The organism is Citrobacter sp. ANG330, from assembly GCF_047467925.1.
Classification (GTDB): domain Bacteria; phylum Pseudomonadota; class Gammaproteobacteria; order Enterobacterales; family Enterobacteriaceae; genus Citrobacter_A; species Citrobacter_A amalonaticus_G.
On record NZ_JASJUI010000002.1, the window covers coordinates 309264 to 331516 of the forward strand.

19 protein-coding genes are annotated in these 22253 nt (G+C 54.5%); 5 read left to right on the plus strand and 14 right to left on the minus strand.

Translation table 11 applies throughout. The features are described 5' to 3' along the window. Positions 1 to 6 precede the first annotated feature (6 nt). Together mfd and ldtC are read left to right on the plus strand one after the other, a co-directional pair. The gene (gene mfd, locus QNN88_RS07255) at positions 7 to 3453 is read left to right on the plus strand and encodes a transcription-repair coupling factor (RefSeq protein ID WP_414239610.1); all 3447 of its coding nucleotides are present in this window, start codon (positions 7 to 9) and stop codon (positions 3451 to 3453) included. A 199-nt stretch (positions 3454 to 3652) separates the two neighbouring features. After that, complete coding sequence (gene ldtC / locus QNN88_RS07260; protein ID WP_414239805.1) at positions 3653 to 4618, plus strand: L,D-transpeptidase LdtC; 966 nt, start codon at positions 3653 to 3655, stop codon at positions 4616 to 4618. Positions 4619 to 4716: 98 nt separating this feature from the next. Here ldtC and bhsA read toward each other — a convergent pair whose 3' ends face one another. Beyond that, positions 4717 to 4974 (minus strand): multiple stress resistance protein BhsA, encoded by a 258-nt coding sequence (gene bhsA / locus QNN88_RS07265; RefSeq protein WP_043001950.1) that lies wholly within the window; start codon positions 4972 to 4974, stop codon positions 4717 to 4719. A 243-nt stretch (positions 4975 to 5217) separates the two neighbouring features. Here bhsA and comR point away from each other — a divergent pair, with 243 nt between their 5' ends. Further along, positions 5218 to 5853, plus strand: coding sequence for a TetR family copper-responsive transcriptional repressor ComR (gene comR / locus QNN88_RS07270; RefSeq protein ID WP_414239611.1), 636 nt, complete (start codon positions 5218 to 5220; stop codon positions 5851 to 5853). A 231-nt stretch (positions 5854 to 6084) separates the two neighbouring features. Next, positions 6085 to 8271: a TonB-dependent siderophore receptor gene (locus QNN88_RS07275; protein ID WP_414239612.1), complete on the plus strand. Its 2187-nt coding sequence runs from the start codon at positions 6085 to 6087 to the stop codon at positions 8269 to 8271. Between the two features lie 57 nt (positions 8272 to 8328). Here QNN88_RS07275 and QNN88_RS07280 read toward each other — a convergent pair whose 3' ends face one another. The 8 genes from QNN88_RS07280 to hinT all read right to left on the minus strand — a co-directional run bounded on the left by QNN88_RS07280 (position 8329) and on the right by hinT (position 14401). Beyond that, on the minus strand, positions 8329 to 8868 hold the full coding sequence (locus QNN88_RS07280; RefSeq protein ID WP_414239613.1) for a glycine zipper 2TM domain-containing protein: 540 nt from the start codon (positions 8866 to 8868) through the stop codon (positions 8329 to 8331). Between the two features lie 185 nt (positions 8869 to 9053). After that, a complete protein-coding gene (gene ndh / locus QNN88_RS07285) occupies positions 9054 to 10358 on the minus strand; it encodes an NADH-quinone dehydrogenase (protein WP_414239614.1) in 1305 nt (434 codons plus the stop codon). A gap of 246 nt (positions 10359 to 10604) precedes the next feature. Then, a complete protein-coding gene (ycfP, locus tag QNN88_RS07290) occupies positions 10605 to 11147 on the minus strand; it encodes an alpha/beta hydrolase YcfP (RefSeq protein ID WP_043000970.1) in 543 nt (180 codons plus the stop codon). Positions 11148 to 11168: 21 nt separating this feature from the next. Next, complete coding sequence (gene nagZ / locus QNN88_RS07295; protein ID WP_414239615.1) at positions 11169 to 12194, minus strand: beta-N-acetylhexosaminidase; 1026 nt, start codon at positions 12192 to 12194, stop codon at positions 11169 to 11171. A gap of 10 nt (positions 12195 to 12204) precedes the next feature. Next, a complete protein-coding gene (thiK, locus tag QNN88_RS07300; protein ID WP_414239616.1) occupies positions 12205 to 13029 on the minus strand; it encodes a thiamine kinase in 825 nt (274 codons plus the stop codon). Next, positions 13010 to 13642: a penicillin-binding protein activator LpoB gene (lpoB, locus tag QNN88_RS07305; protein WP_414239806.1), complete on the minus strand. Its 633-nt coding sequence runs from the start codon at positions 13640 to 13642 to the stop codon at positions 13010 to 13012. Before lpoB ends, thiK begins: the two co-directional genes overlap by 20 nt. A 22-nt stretch (positions 13643 to 13664) precedes the next feature. Beyond that, a complete protein-coding gene (locus tag QNN88_RS07310) occupies positions 13665 to 14039 on the minus strand; it encodes a YcfL family protein (protein ID WP_046479573.1) in 375 nt (124 codons plus the stop codon). After that, positions 14039 to 14401, minus strand: coding sequence for a purine nucleoside phosphoramidase (gene hinT / locus QNN88_RS07315; RefSeq protein ID WP_043000975.1), 363 nt, complete (start codon positions 14399 to 14401; stop codon positions 14039 to 14041). The genes QNN88_RS07310 and hinT overlap by 1 nt, the downstream gene beginning before the upstream one ends. A gap of 351 nt (positions 14402 to 14752) precedes the next feature. Here hinT and fhuE point away from each other — a divergent pair, with 351 nt between their 5' ends. After that, positions 14753 to 16948, plus strand: a complete 2196-nt coding sequence (fhuE, locus tag QNN88_RS07320) for a ferric-rhodotorulic acid/ferric-coprogen receptor FhuE (RefSeq protein ID WP_414239617.1) — start codon at positions 14753 to 14755, stop codon at positions 16946 to 16948. A 116-nt stretch (positions 16949 to 17064) separates the two neighbouring features. Here the strand turns inward: fhuE and ptsG are convergent, their stop codons facing one another. The 5 genes from ptsG to yceG all read right to left on the minus strand — a co-directional run bounded on the left by ptsG (position 17065) and on the right by yceG (position 22253). After that, positions 17065 to 18498 (minus strand): PTS glucose transporter subunit IIBC, encoded by a 1434-nt coding sequence (gene ptsG, locus QNN88_RS07325; protein WP_414239618.1) that lies wholly within the window; start codon positions 18496 to 18498, stop codon positions 17065 to 17067. Between the two features lie 292 nt (positions 18499 to 18790). Then, complete coding sequence (locus QNN88_RS07330) at positions 18791 to 19588, minus strand: metal-dependent hydrolase (RefSeq protein ID WP_414239619.1); 798 nt, start codon at positions 19586 to 19588, stop codon at positions 18791 to 18793. A gap of 10 nt (positions 19589 to 19598) precedes the next feature. Then, a complete protein-coding gene (gene holB, locus QNN88_RS07335; protein WP_414239620.1) occupies positions 19599 to 20603 on the minus strand; it encodes a DNA polymerase III subunit delta' in 1005 nt (334 codons plus the stop codon). Further along, positions 20600 to 21241: a dTMP kinase gene (gene tmk, locus QNN88_RS07340; RefSeq protein WP_414239621.1), complete on the minus strand. Its 642-nt coding sequence runs from the start codon at positions 21239 to 21241 to the stop codon at positions 20600 to 20602. The genes holB and tmk overlap by 4 nt, the downstream gene beginning before the upstream one ends. Continuing rightward, positions 21231 to 22253, minus strand: coding sequence for a cell division protein YceG (gene yceG, locus QNN88_RS07345; protein WP_414239622.1), 1023 nt, complete (start codon positions 22251 to 22253; stop codon positions 21231 to 21233). The genes tmk and yceG overlap by 11 nt, the downstream gene beginning before the upstream one ends.

Here is a 22253-nt window from a genome sequence, read left to right on the forward strand (position 1 = left end):
AACCGAATGCCTGTACAACAACGTTATACGCTGCCCGTGAAAGCGGGCGACCAGCGCCTGTTGGGTGAACTGACCGGGGCTGCCTGCGCCACGCTGGTGGCGGAAATTGCCGAACGTCATACCGGCCCCGTCGTGCTCGTGGCGCCCGATATGCAAAACGCGCTGCGCCTGCATGATGAAATTCGTCAGTTTACCGATCAAATGGTCATGAGCCTCGCGGACTGGGAAACCCTGCCCTACGACAGTTTCTCTCCGCATCAGGAAATTATCTCCTCACGTCTCTCCACGCTGTATCAGTTGCCGTCAATGCAGCGCGGCGTGCTGATCGTGCCGGTCAATACCCTGATGCAGCGCGTCTGCCCGCACAGCTATCTGCACGGCCATGCGCTGGTGATGAAAAAAGGTCAGCGTTTATCGCGCGATGCCCTGCGTTTACAGCTCGACAGCGCGGGTTACCGGCACGTTGATCAGGTCATGGAACATGGCGAATACGCCACTCGCGGCGCGCTGCTGGATTTGTACCCCATGGGCAGCGAACAGCCCTATCGTCTGGATTTCTTCGACGATGAAATTGACAGTCTGCGCCTGTTTGACGCGGATACCCAACGCACGCTGGAAGAAGTCGACGCCATCAATCTGCTGCCTGCCCACGAGTTCCCGACCGACAAAACGGCGATCGAGCTGTTTCGCAGCCAGTGGCGCGATACCTTCGAGGTGAAGCGCGACGCTGAGCATATCTATCAGCAGGTCAGCAAAGGCACCTTACCGGCGGGGATCGAATACTGGCAGCCGCTGTTTTTCAGCGAGCCGCTGCCGCCGCTGTTTAGCTATTTCCCGGCCAATACGCTGGTGGTCAATACCGGCGATTTAGAAAACAGCGCTGAGCGTTTTCAGGCCGATACGCTGGCGCGTTTCGAAAACCGTGGCGTGGATCCGATGCGTCCGCTGCTGCCGCCGGAATCGCTCTGGCTACGCGTGGATGAGCTTTTTTCTGAACTCAAGCGCTGGCCCCGTGTGCAGCTCAAAACCGACAACCTTCCCGCCAAAGCGGCAAATACCAACTTAGGCTTCCAGTCGCTGCCGGACCTCGCGGTTCAGGCGCAGCAAAAATCACCGCTGGATGCGCTGCGTAAATTCCTTGAGTCCTTCAACGGGCCGGTGATTTTCTCGGTTGAGAGTGAAGGTCGCCGTGAAGCGCTGGGTGAACTGCTCGCCCGAATCAAAGTCGCGCCGAAACGCATTATGCGTCTGGATGAAGCGACGGATGTTGGACGCTATCTGATGATTGGCGCCGCCGAGCACGGGTTTATCGATACGACGCGCAATCTGGCACTCATCTGTGAAAGCGACCTGCTGGGCGAGCGCGTGGCGCGCCGTCGTCAGGATTCGCGCCGTACCATTAACCCGGATACGCTGATCCGCAACCTGGCGGAGTTGCATCCGGGTCAGCCCGTGGTGCATCTGGAGCACGGCGTTGGACGCTATGCCGGGATGACCACGCTGGAAGCGGGCGGGATCAAAGGTGAATATCTGATGCTCACCTACGCCAATGACGCCAAACTTTACGTCCCGGTCTCCTCTTTGCATCTTATCAGCCGTTACGCCGGTGGCGCTGAAGAGAATGCGCCGCTGCATAAACTCGGCGGCGACGCCTGGTCGCGCGCCCGGCAAAAAGCGGCGGAAAAAGTCCGCGATGTGGCAGCCGAACTGCTGGACATTTACGCCCAGCGCGCGGCAAAAGAGGGGTTTGCCTTCAAACACGATCGCGAGCAGTATCAACTGTTCTGCGACGGCTTCCCTTTCGAAACCACTCCCGACCAGGCGCAGGCGATTAACGCGGTGCTCAGCGATATGTGTCAGCCGCTGGCGATGGACCGTCTGGTGTGTGGCGACGTTGGATTTGGGAAAACCGAAGTGGCGATGCGCGCCGCGTTTCTCGCGGTCGAAAACCACAAGCAGGTGGCAGTTCTGGTGCCGACCACCCTGCTCGCTCAGCAACACTTTGATAATTTCCGCGACCGTTTTGCCAACTGGCCGGTGCGCATCGAGATGCTTTCCCGCTTCCGCAGCGCCAAAGAACAGGCGCAGATCCTGGAACAGGTCGCCGAGGGCAAAATTGATATTCTGATCGGCACGCACAAACTGCTGCAAAGCGATGTGAAACTGAAAGATCTGGGGCTGCTGATCGTCGATGAAGAGCACCGTTTCGGCGTGCGCCATAAAGAGCGCATTAAAGCGATGCGCGCCGATGTGGACATTCTGACGCTGACCGCCACACCAATCCCACGGACGCTGAACATGGCGATGAGCGGCATGCGCGATCTGTCGATTATCGCCACGCCGCCAGCGCGCCGTCTGGCGGTGAAAACGTTTGTTCGCGAGTACGATGCGCTGGTGGTCCGCGAGGCGATTCTGCGTGAAGTGCTGCGCGGCGGCCAGGTTTACTATCTCTACAATGATGTGGAAAACATCCAGAAAGCCGCCGACAGGCTGGCGGAACTGGTGCCGGAAGCGCGGATCGCCATTGGTCACGGACAGATGCGCGAACGCGAACTGGAACGCGTGATGAACGACTTCCACCATCAACGTTTTAACGTGCTGGTCTGTACCACCATTATCGAAACCGGGATCGATATCCCGACCGCCAACACGATTATTATCGAGCGTGCGGATCACTTCGGTCTGGCGCAGTTACACCAGTTGCGCGGCCGCGTGGGGCGTTCACATCATCAGGCGTATGCCTGGCTACTGACTCCACATCCCAAAGCGATGACTACCGACGCGCAAAAACGTCTGGAAGCGATTGCCTCGCTGGAGGACCTGGGCGCGGGCTTTGCGCTGGCGACTCACGATCTGGAGATCCGCGGCGCGGGCGAACTGCTCGGGGAAGAACAGAGTGGTTCGATGGAAACCATCGGCTTCTCACTGTATATGGAACTGCTGGAAAACGCCGTCGATGCCCTGAAAGCCGGACGCGAACCGTCGCTGGAAGATCTCACCAGCCAGCAAACCGAAGTTGAATTGCGAATGCCGTCGCTGCTGCCGGATGATTACATCCCCGATGTGAACACGCGCCTGTCGTTCTACAAACGCATTGCCAGCGCGAAGAGCGAGAATGAACTTGAAGAGATCAAAGTGGAGCTGATCGACCGCTTCGGTCTGCTGCCCGATCCGGCGCGTACCCTGCTGGATATCGCCCGCTTGCGTCAACAGGCGCAGAAGCTGGGTATTCGTAAACTGGAAGGCAACGAGAAAGGCGGCACTATCGAATTTGCCGAGAAGAACCATGTCAACCCGAGCTGGCTGATTGGACTGCTGCAAAAACAGCCGCAGCACTTCCGTCTTGACGGGCCGACCCGACTGAAATTCATCCAGGATCTGACCGAACGGAAAACGCGGATGGACTGGGTGCGTCAGTTTATGCAGCAGTTGGAAGAAAACGCCGTAGCGTAATTGTGTGGTGCCGGATGGCGGTTTCGCCTTATCCGGCCTACACATCGATTCCTGTTCGTAGGCCTGATAAGCGCAGCGCCATCAGGCAAATCTCCGCGATCTTTACAACTCTTTGCACTTCACTTGCATTTAAAGACACACCGCCCCGCCATAATTATCATTGGACTCCTCTGGCATAATAACCCTTTGATTTGTGATGATAATGAACAAGATGCGACTCTCCCGCTGGCTGGCATTTTTTGCGCTCACCGCCAGCATTACGTTTGCGCTTCCCGCACAGGCGAATACCTGGCCTCTTCCTCCACCTGGCAGCAAAGTGGTCGGAGAAAATAAGTACCACGTTGTCGAAAATAACGGCGGTTCGCTGGAAGCCATCGCGAAAAAATATAACGTCGGTTTTCTCGCGCTGTTGCAGGCGAATCCTGGCGTGGATCCTTACGTTCCCCGTGCGGGCAGCGTGCTGACCATTCCATTGCAGACGCTACTGCCGGATGCCCCGCGTCAAGGCATTGTCATCAACCTGGCTGAACTGCGCCTTTATTACTACCCTCCTGGGAAAAATTCGGTCACCGTCTACCCTATCGGTATTGGCCAACTGGGCGGTGATACCCTGACCCCGACGATGGTCACGACCGTCTCCGACAAGCGCGCCAACCCAACCTGGACGCCGACGGCGAATATTCGCGCCCGCTATAAAGCGCAAGGCATCGACCTGCCCGCAGTTGTCCCTGCTGGTCCGGATAACCCAATGGGACACCATGCTATTCGCTTAGCCGCGTACGGCGGTGTCTATCTGCTTCACGGTACCAACGCCGATTTCGGTATTGGCATGCGCGTCAGCTCTGGCTGTATTCGCCTGCGAGATGGCGACATCGAGACACTGTTCAGACAGGTTACGCCTGGCACCAAAGTGAATATCATCAATACCCCGATCAAAGCCTCGGTTGAGCCGGACGGGACGCGTCTGGTTGAAGTCCACCAGCCACTGTCGAAGAATATTGATGATGACCCGCAGGTTCTGCCTATTGTGCTGAACAGCACCCTGCAGGCGTTTAAGGATTCTGCACAAACAGACGCAGCGGTGATGCAGCATGTAATGGATGTTCGCTCCGGGATGCCGGTCGATGTCAGACGCCATCGTGAGGTGGAACAGCAGTCGATGTAACCGTTCCGGATATGAAAAAGCCCCGCTGAATCTGTGTATCCAGCGGGGCTTTTTTATGTCGCGTTTAAGCAGTAGCAGGCATTAATGAGGGTTAATGCTTATTTGTAAATGACCGCAGTACCGTGCAGGTTGTTCGGACCCGTCACAGAAGTGATACGGAAAGATTTCGCCCCCATAGCATCCGCTTTCTGCGCCAGCTCATCCTGCAGTGAACTCAGGTTAGTCCCTGCGTTAGCCGAGATGGTGCCGACTTTTTGCTGGCCGGCAGGGGTGGACTGAACTTCTACAGCCGCGAAGCTTGCGAATGACAGTGAACTCAGAACAGCAGCAGCGATGAGTGTTTTTACGTTTTTCATAATAGTGACCTTTTGCAGATGATTGGGCGTCGTAAGCATTTACTTAACGATCGATAGGTAAATGATAGATGTGATCCAGGTCACACGTCAACCCATTTTTTATAACGATCGTTATATAAAATCAAAAGCGCTTATCTTTCATACGACTAAGCTGGAAATATTTTTCTCGCGAATGCGCTGGAGCCCATGCGGGTTTATTTTTATAATGGTTGTTCACTAAACCCATTAAGGTACAACGGCATCATGACAACTGAATCGACAAGTTGTGTTAAAAAAAGCCGTGGCCGACCAAAAGTGTTCGACAGGGAAGCCGCGCTTGATAAGGCCATGACACTCTTCTGGCAGCACGGTTATGAGGCGACATCGCTTTCTGATCTTGTTGAAGCAACAGGTGCGAAAGCGCCAACGCTGTATGCGGAATTTACCAATAAAGAGGGACTATTCCGCGCAGTGCTGGACAGATACATCGCCCGCTTCGCGGCAAAACATGAAGCGCAGTTATTCTGCGAAGAGAAAAGCGTTGAGGCGGCGCTTGAGGATTACTTCACCGCGGTGGCAACCTGTTTTACCAGTAAGGACACTCCCGCGGGTTGCTTTATGATTAACACCTCCGCGACGCTTGCCGCCGCGTCACGCGACATTGCGCATACGGTGAAATCACGTCACGCCATGCAGGAACAGACGCTAACGCAATTTTTACGCCAGCGACAGGAGCGCGGTGAGATCCCGGCACACTGCAATGTGCAACATCTTGCCGAGTATCTGAGCTGCATTTTGCAGGGGATGTCCATCAGCGCCCGGGAAGGTGCCGGTTTCGACAAACTGATGCAAATCACCCGCACTACCCTTCGCTTATGGCCTGAACTGCTTAAAGCCTGATCGTTTTATTGACCGGGAAACGGCGTTTCCCGGTTAAGCCCCCCGTAATCCCCCTACAAATACCAGTGCTATCACTGGGTTAGCATCAAATTTTCGCAAAAATCATTTGATAATAGGAATTATTATCAGCAAAATCCGCATTTGATTTTACATCTGTTTCACAATGTAACAGCCGGTATCCGTCCGGTAATAACCATACTCACCTGCACAGATATTTTGAAAGGAATGCGAATGAATAAGCGTCTTTGGGCCCTCAACCCGATCCTGTTAGCCCTGACTCTACCCGCTGCGGCGGCGCAATCAGAAGAAGATAACCTCATCGTCAGCGCCAACCGCAGCCAGAAAACCGTCGCCGAAATGGCCCAAACAACCTGGGTGATTGAAGGCCAGGAGATTGAGCAACAGATTCAGGGCGGTAAAGAGTTCAAAGATGTGCTGGCACAGCTGATCCCCGGCATCGATGTCAGCAGCCAGGGACGCACCAATTATGGTATGAACATGCGCGGACGTGCGATTGTCGTGCTGATCGACGGCGTACGCCTGAATTCCTCGCGTACCGACAGCCGCCAACTGGATGCGATCGACCCGTTTAACATTGCCCATATTGAGGTCATTTCAGGCGCAACCTCGCTGTATGGCGGAGGCAGCACCGGCGGCTTAATCAACGTTGTGACCAAAAAAGGCCAGCCGGACCGCCAGGTGGATCTTGAACTGGGCAGCAAATCGGGTTTTAACAACAGCAACGATCACGACGAGCGCGTCGCCGCCGCGGTCAGCGGAGGAACGGATCGCGCGTCTGGCCGACTGTCTGTGGCCTATCAGCGCTTTGGCGGCTGGTACGACGGCAATGGCGACGCCCTGATGCTGGACAACACGCAAACCGGCCTGCAGCACTCCGATCGTCTGGATGTGATGGGTACCGGCACCCTCGACATCGATGATAATCGTCAGATACAGGTCGTCACCCAGTATTACAAGAGCCAGGGCGATGAAGACTACGGACTGTACCTGGGCGAAAATATGTCCGCCGTTACCGGTAGCGGAACCGCCAGCACCCGCAGCGGGCTGAGCTCTGACCGTATTCCAGGGACGGAGCGCCATCTGATCAGCCTGCAATACTCCGACGCGGACTTCTTCGGTCAGAATCTGGTCAGCCAGATCTATTACCGCGATGAGTCGCTAACATTCTATCCCTTCCCGACGCTCAGCAAAGGCCAGGTGACCAGTTTCTCAGCATCGCAGCAGGATACCGATCAGTTCGGCGCCAAAATCACCCTCAACAGCCAGTTGATGGATAACTGGGAGCTGACGTGGGGTATCGATGCGGATCATGAAACTTTCGATTCCAACCAGAAATTCTTCGATCTGGCCTGGTCCGTACCGTCAGGCGGAATGGACAACCGCACGGCCTACACGACCGGACGTTATCCGGGCTACAGCATCACCAACTTCGCGCCGTTCCTGCAAAGCAGTTACGACATTAACGACATCTTCACCCTGAGCGGTGGTGTGCGCTATCAGTGGACGGAAAATCGGGTTGATGATTTTGTCGGTTATGCGCAACAGCAGGGGATTGCCAACGGTTTAGCGAGTTCTGCCGATGTCATCCCTGGCGGCAAAACCGATTACGACAACTTCTTGTTCAATGCCGGGCTGCTGGCGCATCTAACTGAACGCCAGCAGGCGTGGTTTAACTTCTCCCAGGGCGTTGAGCTGCCGGATCCCGGGAAATACTACGGCAACGGTACTTACCAGTTGGTGGGCGATCATTACCAACTCCAGCGCAGCGTGAACGTGGCGGATTCGCGCCTTGAAGGGATCAAGGTCAATTCGTATGAGCTGGGCTGGCGCTACACCGGCGATAATCTGCGTACCCAACTGGCGGCGTACTATTCCACCTCTGATAAGTCGATTGTCATCAATCGTAGCGACATGACCATCCGCGTGGAGCCTGACGATCGCCGGATTTACGGCGTGGAAGGCGCAGCAGATTACTTCATCCCTGACAGCGACTGGAGTCTTGGGGCGAACTTTAACGTCCTGAAATCTGAAGTGAAAAAGAACGGAAAATGGGAAAAATGGGATGTCACGCTCGCGTCGCCGTCCAAAGCCACCGCCTGGGTCGGCTGGGCGCCCGAGCCGTGGTCGCTGCGAGTTCAGACTCAGCAGTCGTTTGATCTCAGCGACGCCAGCGGTAACAAGCTGGATGGCTATAACACCGTCGACTTCATTGGCAGTTATCAACTCCCACTGGGTAAACTGACCTTCAGCATTGAAAACCTGCTGGATGAAGATTACACCACCCTGTGGGGACAGCGCGCACCGTTGCTGTACAGCCCAACCTATGGCAGCCCGTCCTTGTACGAGTATAAGGGTCGGGGTCGGACCTTTGGCCTGAACTACGCGTTGACCTTCTGATAAAAAAAGCCCCTCAGCCTGAGCGAATGAGGGGCTAACGTGCAGAGTACAGCTTTTTTACGCTTTGTTATTCAGAATTAACTGGCCGTTGTTATCCAGTGGGATCTGCGTGCCAGGATCTTTATCCATGCGAATCTTGCCCTGCTGGTCGCCAATCTTATAGGTGACGTCATAACCGAGCATTTTTTCCGACTTGTCATAGACAGTTTTGCAACGCTGCTGCGTGGAGGTATAGGTGTCGTTTTCCTGCATCGACCCCTGGATCTGGTTACCGGCGTAACCGCCCCCCAATGCCCCGACCACCGTTGCGACGTCTTTACCTCGTCCACCGCCAAACTGATGCCCCAGCACGCCACCGGCGACTGCCCCCAGTACCGAACCGGTAATGCGGTTCTCATCCTGGACGGGTTTACGATGCGTCACCGTCACGTTGCGACACTCCTGACGCGGCGTCTTAATCGTCTCTTTAATCGGTGTTGCAGAAACCACCTGAGCATACTGTGGGCTACGATCAAACACGTTCAGACTGGCAACCGCCGCCACACCCAGCGCAGCAGCTACGCCAATCCCTATACCCGCCAACATCGATTTATTCACGGGAGATCCTCCTTCTTTGCTATTGCTTACCATTTTGCAACCCATGCACACAGATGCCCATCAGACTGTGGATGAAAATATCGCTAATCATTGTTAAAACAGGATGATTCAGAGAACTCTGAAGGCGGAGGCAAGGCAGAGAAGACACTCAGCACCGCCAGCGGGCGATGCTGAGTCAGAGGGGATTAATGCAGTTTCAGGCGCGGACGGATCACGCGGTTAATACTGCCCACCAGCATCATCAGACCGGTTTTAAAATAGCCATGCAGTGCGATCTGATGCATACGGTAGAGCGAGATATAGACAAAGCGAGCGATGCGCCCTTCCACCATCATCGACCCTTTGGTCAGATTGCCCATCAGGCTCCCGACGGTCGAGAAGTTGGAGAGAGACACCAGCGAGCCGTGGTCTTTGTACTGATACGCTTTCAGCGGCTTGCCGTTCATTTGTGCCAGAATGTTGTTCATCGCACAGGTCGCCATCTGATGCGCAGCCTGAGCGCGCGGCGGCACAAAGCCCCCTTCCGGACGCGCGCAGGAAGCGCAGTCGCCAATCGCGTAGATATCAGGATCGCGGGTCGTCTGCAACGTCGGTTCCACAACCAGTTGGTTAATCCGGTTAGTCTCCAGACCGCCAATCTCTTTCATAAAGTCCGGTGCTTTGATCCCCGCCGCCCAGACCATCAGGTCGGCTTCGATATATTCGCCGTCTTTGGTATGCAGGCCACCGGCATCCGCACTGGTCACCATCGTCTGGGTCAGGACGCGCACGCCGAGTTTTGTTAACTCGTTATGCGCGGCTGCAGAAATACGCGGTGGCAGCGCTGGCAGGATACGTTCACCGGCTTCCACCAGCGTCACGTTCAGCGCGTCGTTGGTCAGCCCTTTGTAACCATAGCTGTGCAACTGTTTCACTGCGTTATGCAGTTCTGCTGACAGCTCTACGCCCGTCGCGCCGCCGCCGACGATGGCAATGTTCACCTTACCGTTCGCGCCCAGATTGGCGGAATATTTCAGGAACAGGTTCAGCATTTCCTGATGGAAACGACGCGCCTGATGCGGGTTATCGAGGAAGATGCAGTGTTCTTTCACGCCCGGGGTGTTGAAGTCGTTGGAGGTACTGCCCAGCGCCATTACCAGCGTGTCATAAGCAATTTTGCGCTCAGGCACCAGTAACTCGCCCTTCTCATCACGCAGTTCCGCGATGGTGATGGTTTTCGCTTCCCGATCGATATCCATTACAGAACCCAACTGGAACTGAAAGCCGTGGTTACGGGCATGTGCCAGATAGCTCAGAGCATCCACGCCTTCATCCAGCGAACCGGTCGCCACTTCGTGCAACAGGGGTTTCCACAGGTGGCTGTGATTTCTGTCAACCAACGTAATTTTCGCTTTTTTCTTGCGACCCAGCTTGTGCCCCAGTTGCGTCGCCATTTCCAGCCCGCCAGCTCCCCCGCCGACAATCACGATCTTTTTCAGTGGTGTAGTCAACGTGACCCCCTTAAAGTGATTAACCAATTGTTAATTAAACGTTATAAACATAGCCTTTAATTAACAACAAGTTACGACAATGAAAATGTCCTTCGAGAATGAGAATAACACATGCGGTGCATTGGTCATACCAAAATTGATATGTATCAAGTTTTGCTGCTGAAAAGATAGACAACGCAGGAAAGACAGGCAAAAAAAACCAGCCCGAAGGCTGGCCTGATTCGACGACTCCGGCTAACAAAGGTTTTAGCCTAATGTCTTAAACGCTTTAATTCGCTGCAGGTGCGGCGAAATATTCTTAAACTTATGCGTCTGCTCTTCGTCCCACACAATCTCATAGAAATGGTGCAGCTCTTCAGACGAACGCTGACTGTTCAGGGCTTCGTCATGACGTGAGAGAATGACCAGGCAACGATCGCGATTCTTCTCGCGGAAGTTGGTCACGCATTTAGTGGCGATATCCGCATACTCTTCCGGACGATCGATCTTGCCTTCCATGTTCTCATACGGAAACAGGTTAGGATTAAACACCACCTGGCGAACATCGCAGAGAAAACCAATGCGTTCAGCCCAGTAACCGCCGAGGCCCACGCCGCAAATCAATGGCCGCTCATCAACATTAAGCTGCAACATTTTGTCCACTTCTTTCAGCAGATGCTGCATGTCATGTTTCGGATGACGCGTGCTGTAGCTTATCAGTCTGACGTCCGGGTCGATAAACTGCAGCTGCAAGACTTTTTCGTGGTTTCCCGGACTGTTAGAGTCGAAACCGTGTAGATAGATAATCATCGCATCCTCACCAAACGTGCGTTAATGACCTGCTTTCTCTTCCTGCCAGCGTTCATGTAACTGGTTGAGCTGCGCGCTGACCGTTTTCCAGCGTGCAGTATCCATCAGTTCCTGACGCGAAAATGAACCTTTATGATACAAACGTGTAACACGCTCTGCATTGATCGGCGACAGATTATCTAACACACTGACCGCCCCTTTACGATTATTGCAGACCAGAATCATATCACAACCCGCATCCAGCGATGCCTGCCCACGCTCGGCATAGCTGCCCATGATTGCCGCCCCTTCCATCGACAGATCATCAGAGAAAATCACGCCGTCAAAACCTAACTCCTGGCGCAGAACCGTTTTCAGCCAGTGCGGAGAACCGCTCGCCGGGCGGGGATCGACATCACTGTATATGACGTGCGCTGGCATGATAGCGTCCAGCTTGTTTTCGGTAATCAGTGAGCGGAACACGGACATATCTTTCGCCCGAATTTCTGCTTCAGGACGCGGATCGGTCGGCGTCTCTTTATGCGAATCGGCGGTTACCGCGCCATGGCCGGGGAAATGTTTGCCGGTGGTTTTCATTCCTGCCGCGTGCATACCGTCAATAAAACGGGTCGCCATCGCCAGCGCCTTGAGCGGGTCGGCATGATAGGAACGCTCGCCAATAGCGGCGCTGATATGCCCGACATCCAGTACCGGCGCAAAACTGATATCAATATCCATCGCGATCATTTCGCTGGCCATCAGCCATCCGGCCTCTTCCGCCAGTTTGCCGCCCTCTTCCAGCCCGTGCAGCGCCGCAAAAGACTGTGCGGCAGGCAACCGGGTAAATCCTTCGCGAAAACGCTGCACGCGTCCGCCTTCCTGATCGACGGCAACCACCAGATGGTTGCGCGATGCCGCACGGATCTGACGCACCAGTTCACGTAACTGTGCCGGATCATGATAATTGCGTGCAAACAGAATCAAACCACCGACCAGCGGATGGGCCAGAATCTCCCGCTCTTCCGCATCCAACTCAAACCCTTCAACATCCAACATGACTGGGCCCACACTGCTCTCCTTAATCCTTTGTTGCCAGTTGCCGCCAGGTTGCATCGGCCAGGCTGATAAATTGTCGTTCGCCGGTCTGTCGCCAGCGGTATTCAAACCAACCGGCCTTCAGCATCAGTATCCACGGATACCAGCGTCTGACCTGTTGCCATAATTTTTGACCGTCCATACGCGCACGCACGGCGTAAGCCTGCACCAGTTGCTGATGCTGTTGAACATCGTCCACCCACACCGCCGCCAGTTCAAGGGCGACATCACCGTCTCCGGCGTATTCCCAGTCGATCAGGCGCAGCCCTGCCGGGCCATGAACGATGTTTGCAGCATGGACATCCATATGCAACGGCGCAAGGCGCAGAGGCCGCGGTTCGCCCTCTTTGCGCAGACGCTTCAGCGTTCTCAGCCAGGATGGCGTACGCCGCGCCGGATCGCTCCCCAGCCAGTATTGCTCCAGCAACGCTAACAGATGGATACGCCAGCCAAAACGGGGCTGCTGGTGAAGATAATACAGTAAGCCCGCCAGTTCGTCGGCATCTGGCAGGCCGGTTTTTATCTCACCCGGTATGTACTCCACCGCCATCCAGCCAGGTACGTAGAACCGTGGCTTCGGCGCCAGATCATCGGGTAATTGTGATAAGGCATGGTACTGGCGTAAAAAATGCGCTTGCGGCGCATCAGGATCGTGATGATGGCGAAGAACCAGCCGCTGGGCTGGACCTTCGATGATCACACTTGCGCCGCTAAGGCCACTCTGACCTTCGGCTACGGGACGATAGTGCGGAAAGTAGCGCGACAGCACCGCGTCGCGCCCTGGTATGCTATTGCTGCTGAACGGCACCTTTACCTGACCAGATTATCTCGCCAGTTTGTACCAGCATTAATTGCATTTGCAGCGATGGCGCATTGACGTTACCCGAGGCGCTGGAATACAGCACATAGTGCGCGCCAACGTTGCGGGCAATACCAATCGCTTTACTGCGCGTTCCCAGACTGTCCTGAGGAGACAACCCTAGCTGCTGTTTCGCCATCGACAACTGCTGCGCCGATACCAGAGTGAATTTGCCATTATTCGCTAGCGCATTGCGCAGCGTTTCTGTGGCTTCACCTGCGTTCAGCGAACCGTTCGTGCGGTTATTCACGCTATCGACAAGCAAAACGCTCCCCGCCGTAACGCCATCGGCCTGCAACATTTTGCCCACCATCGGCTGCATCGCGCTATTCCAGTCGTAATGCCGTACGCGAGGTGCCGGCGCTGCCGTTTGATCTTCATGCTCAATGGGACCCGGCTGTCCAGGAATGGAGGGAACCGTTGGCACAACCGGAGCGGGCTCTTGCGGCTGCGCGGGCTGTTCCGGCGCGGGTTTTATCTCATCAACCGGTGCGGGTTCACGTTGCGCCACACAACCGGACAGGAACATCGCCAGCGCGGCTATCAATGCGTAGCGACTCATTTTTGTCTTCAAGATTCACCCCTTACAAATAAAGATAAAGTCTGACTTTGTGCGCCCCCAGATAATTGGCGCTGCCATACAGCGTGACTGACGAATGCGCCGGGATCGTCACGCTGCGCGGCGCTTCCAGAGGGTGCATCTCAAGCCCTCTGGCGTCATACCAGTAAAAGCGATAGTGAACGGTAACGGGTTCTTGCCTTTCGTTATACAACGTTGAGGATGCAGAAGGCTGAATATCAGACGTGGTCAACGTGGGCTCTTGCGCCGTGATCCCCGCCGCCAGTAGCGTCGATTCCATCACCAGCGACTGTTCATCGCTTACCGGGATCTCAGGATGAGAACGGCATCCGGCAAGTAAGAGCAGACCCAGCGACAGCGCAATGCATCCTCTGGTCATCATGACAACCCTTTGTGCGCAAGCATAGGACCGAGAGCACGGCCGCCCAGCAGATGCATATGGATGTGATACACCTCCTGGCCGCCATGACGATTGGTATTCATGATCAGGCGATAGCCATCTTCGGCAATGCCTTCCTGCTCAGCAATTTTTGCCGCAACGGTAATCATCCGTCCCAGCGCCTGCTCATGCTCTGCGCTGACGTCATTGACCGTCGGGATCAGAACGTTAGGAATGATCAGGATGTGTGTAGGCGCCTGGGGTGAAATATCCCGGAATGCCGTCACCAGGTCATCCTGGTAAACGATATCGGAAGGAATTTCACGACGAATAATCTTGCTGAATATAGTCTCTTCTGCCACGACGTTTTCCTTTTCTAAAAATAGCCATGCGTGATGTCATGCTACGCTGAGCCACACTGCGAGTATAGAGTATGATCGACTTAAACCCGCTCTTTCAACCTTAACCCACGATTTCTTAAGCAAAAAACCATCACAGTGGCGCACTTATAATCATTTATCCCCTCTCCTGTGCCAAAAAGTTATGAAACAAGATTTCAGAAAGCAAGTTACATCTGTTTACAGAGTAAATATGAATGCGTATATTTCGCATTTGCATTTTCATGCACGTTAAATGGTTAGAAAAATAAAAAGGGGTTCATCGCCACCTTACACGGCCTGAGCCAGGATTCGTTCACTATTAAGGACTTTCTGATGTCTTTTACAACACACAACAGGGATGAACAACGCCAGGCTGGCGCAACACCCTCTTTGCTGGCAGCCTGCATTGCGATGGCACTGATGCCATCCATGAGTTTCGCGGCGACCACACCGGAAGAGACCGTCATTGTTGACGGTTCTGCGCCAGCAACCTCTGCGAACAGCGACGAACAGGATTACAGCGTCAAATCCACTACCGCCGGAACCAAAATGATGATGACCCAGCGCGATATTCCGCAGTCGGTCAGCATCATCAGTGAACAACGTATGGAAGATCAGCAGTTGCAAACGCTGGGCGACGTGATGGACAGCACGCTGGGGATCAGCAAAAGTCAGGCAGACTCCGATCGCGTGAGCTACTACTCTCGGGGTTTTCAGATAGATAACTATATGGTCGATGGCATTCCGACCTGGTTTGAATCGCGCTGGAATCTGGGCGATGCGCTAACCGACATGGCGCTCTATGATCGCGTGGAAGTGGTGCGCGGCGCAAACGGCCTGATGACCGGCACCGGCAACCCGTCGGCCTCCATCAACATGATCCGTAAACACGCCACCAGCCGTGAATTTAAAGGCAATGTATCGGCGGAATATGGCAGCTGGAATAAACAGCGCTATGTGATGGATCTGCAAAGCCCGCTCACCGATGATGGCAACATACGCGCACGCATTGTGGCAGGCTATCAGGATAACGATTCGTGGCTCGATCGCTATCACAACGAGAAAAACTTCTTCTCGGGCATCATTGATGCTGACCTGGGGGAAACCACCAGCCTTGCCGCCGGGTATGAGTACCAAAAAATCAAAGTGGACAGCCCGACCTGGGGGGGCCTGCCGCGCTGGAACACCGACGGCAGCAAAAATAGCTATGACCGTGCCCGCAGTACCGCGCCAGACTGGGCTTATAACGATAAAGAGATTAATAAAGTCTTTCTCACGCTCAAACAGCGCTTTGCCGACACCTGGCAGGCGACGCTGAATGCAACCCATTCGGAAATCAAATTCGACAGTAAAACGATGTATGTCGATGCGTATGTGAATAAGGCAGATGGCATGCTTGTCGGCCCTTACAGCAGCTACGGACCGGGTTATGACTACGTAGGTGGCACAGGCTGGAACAGCGGTAAACGTAAAGTGGATGCGCTGGATCTCTTCGCCGACGGCGGCTATGACCTGTTCGGTCGTCAGCACAATCTGATGTTTGGCGGCAGCTACAGCAAACAGAACAACCGCTATTACAGTTCATGGGCAAACGTCTTCCCGGATGAGATCGGCAGTTTCAATAACTTCAACGGCAATTTCCCGCAAACCGACTGGGCACCGCAGTCGTTGGCCCAGGACGACACCACGCACATGAAGTCGCTGTATGCCGCGACGCGCATCTCGCTGGCTGATCCGCTGCATCTTATCCTCGGCGCGCGTTATACCAACTGGCGTATCGATACCCTGAGCTACAGCATGGAGAAAAACCACACCACGCCTTATGCCGGGCTGGTTTATGACATCAATGATAACTGGTCTACTTACGCCAGCTATACCTCCATCTTCCAGCCGCAGAATAAACGCGATCGCGGCGGGAAGTACCTCACGCCCATCACCGGTAACAACTATGAGGTCGGCCTCAAGTCTGACTGGATGAACAGCCGACTGACCACGACTCTCGCCATATTCCGCATTGAGCAGGATAACGTTGCCCAGTCGACCGGTTCACCGATTCCGGGTAGCAATGGCGAAGTCGCCTATAAAACGGCGAACGGGACCGTCAGCAAAGGGGTTGAATTCGAAGTTAACGGGGCGATTACCGATAACTGGCAGATGACCTTTGGCGCAACGCGCTACGTCGCAGAAGACAATGAAGGCAACGCCGTCAATCCAAACCTGCCCCGTACCAGCGTCAAGCTATTCACCAGCTACCGTTTGCCGGTGATGCCAGACCTGACCGTGGGAGGTGGCGTGAACTGGCAGAACCGCGTCTACACCGACACCGCGACGCCATACGGTACATTCCGAGCAGAGCAAGGCAGTTACGCGCTGGTGGATCTGTTCACCCGCTACCAGGTGACCAAAAACTTCTCCGTGCAGGGTAACGTCAATAACCTGTTCGACAAAACCTACGATACCAACGTTGAAGGGTCGATTGTTTATGGTGAGCCACGCAATGTGAGCATCACCGCAAACTATCAGTTCTGATGTCAATACCGGATCATTTCCGGCTGTAGGCCCGATCAGCATCGCGCCATCGGGCATGACCGGATGTAAAAAAGGCAGCCATTCGGCTGCCTTAGTTCTCCCCAACTTCTTAGGTCTTAGCTGTTACGGATGTATTCATCCATCTCAGTTTTCAGGTTATCGGATTTCGTACCGAAGATAGCCTGAACACCGGAGCCTGCGACCACCACACCTGCGGCACCCAGTTTCTTCAGGCCAGCCTGATCCACTTTCGCCACGTCAGCCACGCTGACACGCAGACGGGTAATGCACGCATCCAGGTTAGTGATGTTTTCTTTACCACCAAATGCCGCAATCAGCGCAGGAGCCATTTCACTGGTCGCGCCCGCTTTCGCGTCATCGGTATTATCTTCACGACCCGGAGTCTTCAGATCCAGCGCTTTAATCAGCACGCGGAAGATGGTGTAGTAAACAATCGCGTAGCCCGCACCAACAATCGGGAACAGCCACAGCTTGCTGCTGTTACCGGACAGTACGATAAAGTCGATCAGACCGTGTGAGAACGATGTACCGTCGCGCATACCCAGCAGAATACAGATTGGGAACGCCAGGCCAGCCAGAATCGCGTGGATAACGTACAGGATCGGCGCAACGAACATGAAGGAGAACTCGATCGGTTCGGTGATACCGGTCAGGAACGAGGTCAGCGCCGCGGAGATCATGATACCGCCCACTTTGGCGCGGTTTTCAGGTTTCGCAGAGTGCCAGATAGCAATCGCAGCCGCCGGCAGACCGTACATTTTGAACAGGAAGCCGCCGGACAACATGCCCGCCGTCGGATCGCCCGCCATGTAGCGAGGGATATCGCCGTGGAAAACCTGACCTGCCGCGTTGGTGTATTCGCCGATCTGCATCTGGAAAGGAACGTTCCAGATATGGTGCAGACCAAACGGTACCAGGCAGCGCTCGATGAAACCATAGATACCAAACGCTACGACCGGGTTCTGATAAGCAGCCCACTGAGAGAATGTCTGGATAGCAGTACCGATTGGCGGCCAAATGAAGGACAGGACCACACCGGTAAAGATCGCCGCCAGACCAGAGATGATCGGCACGAAACGCTTACCAGCAAAGAAGCCCAGATACTCAGGCAGCTTGATTCGGTAGAATCGGTTAAACATATACGCTGCAATCGCACCGGAGATAATCCCCCCGAGTACACCCGTGTCCGCAAGGTGTTTTGCTGCGATTTCTTCAGCAGGTAAATGCAGCACCAGCGGCGCAACCACGGACATGGTTTTCACCATGATGCCATAGGCGACAACCGAAGCCAGAGCCGAAACGCCATCGTTATTGGTAAAACCAAGCGCAACACCGATAGCAAAAATCAGCGGCATGTTTGCAAAAACAGAACCGCCGGCTTCTGCCATCACGTGTGATACAACGGCTGGCAGCCAGCTGAAGTTTGCGGAACCGACGCCCAGCAGGATACCTGCGATAGGCAATACGGATACCGGCAGCATCAGCGATTTACCGACCTTTTGCAGGTTAGCAAATGCATTCTTAAACATAATTGAGAGTGCTCCTGAGTATTTGTGCTTTCTACGTTCACACGCATTGGCGAGGGGGGAGAACCCCGCCGTGGACAGGGCATCTAAGTGCCCTTTATTTATTACACAGAGTAAAATAAATCGGCGAAATATAGTTTGACGGCTATCACGTTTCAACTCTGGACAGCGCGTTAAGTTGCACATTTTGACAAAAAAGGTATCAGAATGTGTCAGATCGCTCATTCACCGCCCACTTTGTGGCGGTGAACTTTACTCGCTTTAGTTATTAATTACGAGCTTTAAAAAAACTCAACTACGACACTGACTGCAGGCGGGAAGCGTTGATATGGAACAGGCGGGCAAAATTATCGGTGGTGATCTGCGCCAGTTCTTCAACGGCCACCCCTTTCAATACGGCCATGTACTCCGCTACGTCGCGGACCATCGCAGGCTGGTTCTCTTTACCCCGATGCGGAACCGGCGCGAGATACGGAGAATCCGTCTCCACCAGCAGTCTGTCCAGCGGCACATACCGCGCAGCGTCACGTAATTGTTCAGCATTACGGAAGGTCACAATCCCGGAAAAGGAGATATAAAACCCCAGATCCAGAAGTTTACCCGCCGTTTCTCTGTCTTCTGTAAAACAGTGTAGTACGCCGCCACAATCCGTCACGTTTTCATGGCGAAGAATTGCCAGCGTATCGGCGCGGGCATCGCGCGTGTGGACGATCACCGGCTTGTTTAGTTCACGGCCGATCTGGATATGATGAATGAACGACGCCTGCTGGCGTACTTTCGTTTCTGGGGTATAAAAATAGTCCAGCCCCGTCTCGCCCATTGCCACGACGCCCTCTTCGGCTGCCAGACGACGCAATTCCTCGACCTCGTATGGCTCATCCTGATTTAACGGATGCACGCCGCAGGAAAAAACGACGTTATCGCGCTGGCCTACCAATTTCCGCATTTCGCGGTAACCCGGCAGCGTCGTTGCCACTGCCAGACAGAATTTCACATCACGCGCAGCGGCTTTCGCCAGCACGTCATCCACGTCCTTATGTAGCGTTTGATAATCCAGACCATCAAGATGGCAGTGCGAGTCGACTAAAAACATAATGTCTCTCTTACAGGTGGGGAACAGGCAACACAGTGCCTGGTTGCAGGTAATGCTCGATTTGCAGAAGAAGATCGGTTAATACCAGTTCACGGTTTATTCCGGTCACATTAAGCAGTTGTTCACGGCAGTGGCAGATGGCATTGAGGATTGCCTGAATACGCGTCTGAGAAAGCTGACCGGCAATCGTGGCGATCAGTTGCCCGGCATCCGCGTTGGTTATCACGGTGGCCCCGTGCTGACGTTTAAGCGCATCCATCATTAACGTCGCCAGCCAGTGCAATCTGGCAGGCGCCTGTTCATGATTCAACACCGTCGATAATGAATACCAGTCGCCAGCGGGAATGCTGCTCGCCAGCGCCTGACACAGCGCGTCACGCTGAGCCCAGCTTTCGGACTCCAGCAAAGCCAGCGCCGCGCCCGGAGAACCGGCACTCAGACGTAGCGCGGTCAGCAATGCTTCTTGTGACGCCGTCACTTCCCGCGCAAGCCACGATACCGCGTATGTTTCAGCCGGTGGCGCAAGATGATGTAAACGGCACCGGCTACGCAGCGTCGGCAGTAGTCGTGCGGGCTCGCGGCTGGCGAGAAAGAACCAGGTTTGCGCTGGCGGTTCTTCCAGCGTTTTGAGCAGGGCATTGGCGGCGGCATCAGTCATCAACGCCGCATCCGGGATCCAGACCACTTTGGCTCCGCCCAGTCGCGCACGCTCATACAGTTTTTCACTCACCTCACGCACGGCATCAATGCCCAGCGTGCTTTTCCCTTTTTCCGGGAACAGTGAATAGTAGTCCGGATGTGTTTCTGCCTGCATTAACTGGCAACCACGGCAATGACCGCAGCTTTTATGTCCATCCGGTTGCTGGCAAAGCAGGTAGCGACTCAACGCATAGATCAATGCATCGTCGCCCATCCCCGGTAGAGCCTGAATCAGTAGCGCATGGTGACCCCTTCCCACCTGATAGCTCGCTACCAGTTTTTCGAAGTTAGGTCGTAACCATGGATACCATTTCATTCGCCCTGCTCCTTCACCCATTCGGTGACAGTCGTGCGGATAGCGTTCATCACGTTCTCCAGCGGCTGTGTCGCATCAATGGTGCGGATACTGGCGTCCTGCGCCGCAAGCTCCAGATAGCGAGCGCGCGTACGATTAAAGAAGTCAAACGATTCCTGTTCGATACGGTCTAGTTCACCACGGGCACGGGCGCGCTTCAGGCCCACCTCTGGCGTGACGTCCAGGTAAAGGGTGAGATCCGGGCGGAAATCCCCCAGCACGGCATCACGCAGCGTCGCCAGCATCTGCTGATCGACCCCGCGACCACCGCCCTGATATGCCTGCGTTGAGAGATCGTGACGGTCGCCAATCACCCATTTACCTTCTGCGAGCGCGGGCTTAATAACCGTCTCAACTAACTGCACTCGCGCAGCATAGAACATCAGCACTTCGGCTTTTACGGTAATGGTTTCGTCACCGACTGAACGAATGTCCAGCACCAGGCTACGCAGTTTTTCCGCCAGCTGTGTACCGCCCGGCTCGCGGGTAAAAACCATGTCGCGAATGCCGAGTTGTTCAAGCGTCTCAACCACAACATTCTTTGCGGTCGTTTTACCGGCGCCTTCCAGCCCCTCGATGACGATATAATTACTGCGCATTTTTTTCCTTAAGCACTTTCAGATAGTCCTGCACTGACCGGTTATGGCTGGCAAGATTAGTATTAAACGTATGGCCGCCTTTACCGTCGGCCACAAAATAGAGATACGGCGTTTTGGCCGGATGCGCCGCCGCGTTCAGCGAGGCTTCACCCGGCATCGCAATCGGTCCTGGCGGGAGTCCGGTGATCGTGTAGGTATTATAGGCCGTTGGCGTTTCCAGGTCCGCACGCGAGATCTTGCCATTATAACGCTCCCCCATCCCGTAAATCACCGTTGGATCGGTCTGTAGACGCATTCCGATACGCAGGCGGTTGATAAAGACGGAGGCGACCTGATCGCGCTCGCTGGCAATGGCCGTCTCTTTCTCAATAATCGAGGCCATCGTCACCAGTTGGTTTTGATCCTTGTACGGCAGCCCTTCCGCACGCCCTTCCCAGACGCGATCTACCGCCTTTACCATCTTCTGATGTGCGCGCTTAAGTAAGGCAACATCCGTGGTATTGGCGGTATACATCCAGGTATCGGGCCAGAACCAGCCCTCCAGCCCATCAGTACTCTCAAGACCCAGCGCTTTTGCGACGGTTTCGTAGCTGTCGTCGCTCAGGGTATGTTTGATATACGGCGCGTCGCGCAGCTGTTTGAGATAGTCGCTTAAGCGCATACCTTCGACCAGCCGCAGCGGGAATTGCGCTTCTTTACCGCTTTCCAGCAGTTGCAGCATCTCGCGCACGCTCATCTCCGGTGTTAAGCGATACGTACCCGCCTTGAAGTGGGAAAGATCCGGCTCGACACGGAGCAACCATTGAAACACGCGAGGGCGGTTAATAACCCGGTCTGCATAAAGTTGCTCGCCCAGAGCCAAACGACCGGTTCCCGGTTTGAGGGTAAAAATAGTTTCTTCTTTAATCAGGAGTTTACTGTCGGCCAGATGACGAACCTTCCACATTCCCGCACCAGCGGCAATTCCCATTACAACAGCCAGTAAAAGGACAACGCGAAACAATTTTTTCAT

Excerpts from the sequence above, each read along its gene's own strand:
- mfd (WP_414239610.1), top strand. The coding sequence starts at position 7 with ATGCCTGTACAACAACGTTATACGCTGCCCGTGAAAGCGGGCGACCAG.
- bhsA (WP_043001950.1), bottom strand. The coding sequence starts at position 4,974 with ATGAAAAACGTAAAAACACTCATCGCTGCTGCTGTTCTGAGTTCACTG.
- comR (WP_414239611.1), top strand. The coding sequence starts at position 5,218 with ATGACAACTGAATCGACAAGTTGTGTTAAAAAAAGCCGTGGCCGACCA.
- QNN88_RS07275 (WP_414239612.1), top strand. The coding sequence starts at position 6,085 with ATGAATAAGCGTCTTTGGGCCCTCAACCCGATCCTGTTAGCCCTGACT.
- ycfP (WP_043000970.1), bottom strand. The coding sequence starts at position 11,147 with ATGATTATCTATCTACACGGTTTCGACTCTAACAGTCCGGGAAACCAC.
- lpoB (WP_414239806.1), bottom strand. The coding sequence starts at position 13,642 with ATGAGTCGCTACGCATTGATAGCCGCGCTGGCGATGTTCCTGTCCGGT.
- QNN88_RS07310 (WP_046479573.1), bottom strand. The coding sequence starts at position 14,039 with ATGACCAGAGGATGCATTGCGCTGTCGCTGGGTCTGCTCTTACTTGCC.
- fhuE (WP_414239617.1), top strand. The coding sequence starts at position 14,753 with ATGTCTTTTACAACACACAACAGGGATGAACAACGCCAGGCTGGCGCA.
- ptsG (WP_414239618.1), bottom strand. The coding sequence starts at position 18,498 with ATGTTTAAGAATGCATTTGCTAACCTGCAAAAGGTCGGTAAATCGCTG.
- QNN88_RS07330 (WP_414239619.1), bottom strand. The coding sequence starts at position 19,588 with ATGTTTTTAGTCGACTCGCACTGCCATCTTGATGGTCTGGATTATCAA.
- holB (WP_414239620.1), bottom strand. The coding sequence starts at position 20,603 with ATGAAATGGTATCCATGGTTACGACCTAACTTCGAAAAACTGGTAGCG.
- tmk (WP_414239621.1), bottom strand. The coding sequence starts at position 21,241 with ATGCGCAGTAATTATATCGTCATCGAGGGGCTGGAAGGCGCCGGTAAA.
- yceG (WP_414239622.1), bottom strand. The coding sequence starts at position 22,253 with ATGAAAAAATTGTTTCGCGTTGTCCTTTTACTGGCTGTTGTAATGGGA.